4 protein-coding genes are annotated in these 2,771 nt (G+C 67.6%); all 4 read left to right on the top strand.

Annotation, left to right across the window (positions count from 1 at the left end; all coding sequences use genetic code 11):
• Nucleotides 1-493 (top strand): nucleotidyltransferase family protein (locus Q0C59_RS19500; RefSeq protein ID WP_291218704.1); only part of this gene is annotated, 493 nt, incomplete at its 5' end.
• A 46-nt stretch (nucleotides 494-539) separates the two neighbouring features.
• Nucleotides 540-1,937 carry an aminopeptidase P N-terminal domain-containing protein gene (locus tag Q0C59_RS19495; RefSeq protein WP_291218701.1) on the top strand — a complete coding sequence of 466 codons (1,398 nt, stop codon included), beginning with the start codon at nucleotides 540-542 and terminating at the stop codon, nucleotides 1,935-1,937.
• On the top strand, nucleotides 1,930-2,517 hold the full coding sequence (locus Q0C59_RS19490) for an MOSC domain-containing protein (protein WP_291218699.1): 588 nt from the start codon (nucleotides 1,930-1,932) through the stop codon (nucleotides 2,515-2,517). Before Q0C59_RS19495 ends, Q0C59_RS19490 begins: the two co-directional genes overlap by 8 nt.
• 29 nt (nucleotides 2,518-2,546) lie before the next feature.
• The coding region (locus Q0C59_RS19485) for a PfkB family carbohydrate kinase (RefSeq protein ID WP_291218696.1) at nucleotides 2,547-2,771 on the top strand (225 nt) is incomplete at its 3' end.

Raw genomic sequence — 2,771 nt, 5'->3', positions numbered from 1 at the left:
CGAGGTGGTGATGTCGCGCGAAGGCACCGACTTTGGCTATGCACTGGAAACGGCCGGCGGCATTGCGCGCGCCCTGCCGCTGCTGGCCGACGTGTTCTGGGTGCTGGCGGGTGACGTGTACGTGCCCGACTTCACATTCACCCAGGCCAGCGTGGACCGCTTCGAAGACAGCGGCTTGCTGGCCCACATCTGGCTCGTGCCCAATCCGCCCCACAACCCCAACGGCGATTTCGGCCTGGGCGCCGACGGCCTTGCGATCAGCCGGGCCGACGAGGCCTGGACCTTCAGCACCATCGGCCTGTACCGGCGCGAACTCTTCGAGCTGCCCTGGTGCGAAGTGCTGCCCGGCAACCCGCAGGGCACGGCCGAACCGCTGGCGCCACTGCTGCGCCGGGCGATGGAAGCGGGGCAGGTGAGCGCGGAGATCTACGAAGGCCCATGGGTCGATGTGGGCACACCAGAACGCCTGGAAGAACTGAACCAGCGGGCCTGATTCCCTCGGCGCACGGGCGTGTGCGGAAAGTCAGAGAATGGCGAACATGGACTCCACCACCCACACCCATCTCTACGCCGAACGCCGCGCCCGTGTGGCCGCCTCGCTCGGTTCCGGCGGCATCGCCATCGTGCCCACCGCGCTGGAGCGCCCGCGCAACCGCGACAGCGACTTTCTCTACCGGCACGACAGTTACTTCTATTACCTCACCGGTTTCACCGAGCCCAACGCCTGGCTGGTGATCACGGCCGAAGGCAGCACCACGCTGTTCTGCCAGCCCAAGGACCTGGAGCGCGAGATCTGGGACGGCATCCGCCTGGGCCCTGAAGCGGCGCCCGAGCACCTGGGCGTGAGCGACGCGTTCTCGGTCGCCGAACTCGACCAGCGCCTGCCCAAGCTGCTGGAGAACCGCCAGACCGTGTGGTACCCGTTCGCCACCCACACAGGGCTGGAGAGCCGGGTCAACGGCTGGCTGCAACCGGTGCGCGCCCGTGTGCGGTATGGCGCGCTGTGCCCCGAATCGCAGCGCGATCTGTGCGGCGTGCTCGACGAAATGCGCCTCGTGAAAGACGCCTTCGAACAGGACACCATGCGCCGCGCCGCACAGATCAGCGCGAAGGCCCACATTCGCGCCATGCAGCGCAGTGCGGCCATGCTGCGTGCGGGGCAGGACGTGCGCGAGTACCACCTGGACGCCGAGCTGCTGCATGGCTTTCGCGAGCACGGCTCGCAGTACCCGGCCTACGGCAGCATCGTGGCGGCCGGGGCCAACGCCTGCGTACTGCACTACCGCGCCGACACCGCGCCCATCCGCAGTGGTGAACTGGTGCTGATCGACGCCGGCTGTGAACTCGATGGCTACGCCAGCGACATCACGCGCACCTTCCCGGCCAACGGTGTGTTCACCGGTCCGCAGCGCGAGCTGTACGACCTGGTGCTGGCCAGCCAGATCGCGGCCGTGCAGGCCACGAAAGCGGGCGCCCGCTTTGTCGACCCGCACGAGGCCACCGTAGCCGTGCTTGCTCAGGGTCTGCTCGACGTGGGCCTGCTGGACAAGAACAAGGTGGGCGGCGCGCAGGACGTGATCACCAACCGCGCGTATTTCCAGTTCTACATGCACCGCACCGGCCACTGGCTGGGCATGGACGTGCACGACTGCGGCAGCTATGTGGAGCCCTCCGAGCTGGGCACCGCGCAAGAGCGCAAGGACCCCCTGAGCGGCGAAGTCATCAAGGACCGCCCCAGCCGCATCCTGCGTCCGGGCATGGTGCTCACCATCGAGCCCGGCCTGTATGTGCGCCCGGCCGAAGGCGTGCCGGAGAAGTTCTGGAACATCGGCATTCGCATCGAAGACGACGCCATCGTCACCGAGACCGGCTGTGAGCTGATCTCACGCGGCGTGCCGGTCGAAGCGCCCGAGATCGAAGCGCTGATGCGTGGCTGAGGCCGTGCGCGTCGTCAGCGTCAATACCGGTGCCGTGCGTGCGCTGCGCATCGGTTCACGCAACGTGGTCTCGGCCATCGGCAAAGCCGCCGTGCACGGGCCGGTGGCCGTGATGCCGCTGGGCCTGCTGGGGGACGAGCAGGCCGACCTCAGCGTGCACGGCGGCCTGGACAAGGCGGTCTATGCCTACCCGCAAGAGCACTACGCATTCTGGGAAAAGCAGCGCCAGCAGAACGGCGGCAACTTGTTCGACGATCCACTGCCGACCGGCTACTTAGGCGAAAACCTGACGATCGACGGCTTGCTGGAAACCGAGGTGTGGATCGGTGACCTGCTGCACTTCCCCGGCTGCAGCCTGCGCGTGACCGCGCCGCGCGAACCCTGCTACAAGTTCAATGCCGTGATGGGCCTGCGCGATGCCGGCCGGCTCATGATGGAGGCGCTGTGCCCGGGCTTTTATTTGGCGGTGGCGCAGTCCGGCCCCATCGAAGCAGGACAGACCTTCACGCTGGAACCCGGCACACGCGGCCTGCGGGTAAGCGAAGCATTTGCGACCAAGCGTCTGAAACACCTGCGCTGACGTCTGCGCACATGGAGTACAACGCGGGTATGACCTTGCTTGCGGACACCGTGCTGTGCCTCACCATGAACCCGTCGGTGGACGTGTCCACCCACACCGAACGTGTGGTGCCCGCCGACAAACTGCGCTGCGGCCCGGCACGGCGCGACGCGGGCGGCGGTGGCCTGAACGTTGCGCGCGTGGTGCAGCGCCTGGGCGGACGCAGCAGCGCCCTCTTTCCCGCTGGCGGCCCGGCGGGCGACTGGCTGGTGAGC

Source organism: Hydrogenophaga sp. (genome assembly GCF_022844385.1).
Taxonomy (GTDB): domain Bacteria; phylum Pseudomonadota; class Gammaproteobacteria; order Burkholderiales; family Burkholderiaceae_C; genus Hydrogenophaga.
This window is presented reverse-complemented; position numbering and strand designations above follow the sequence as displayed.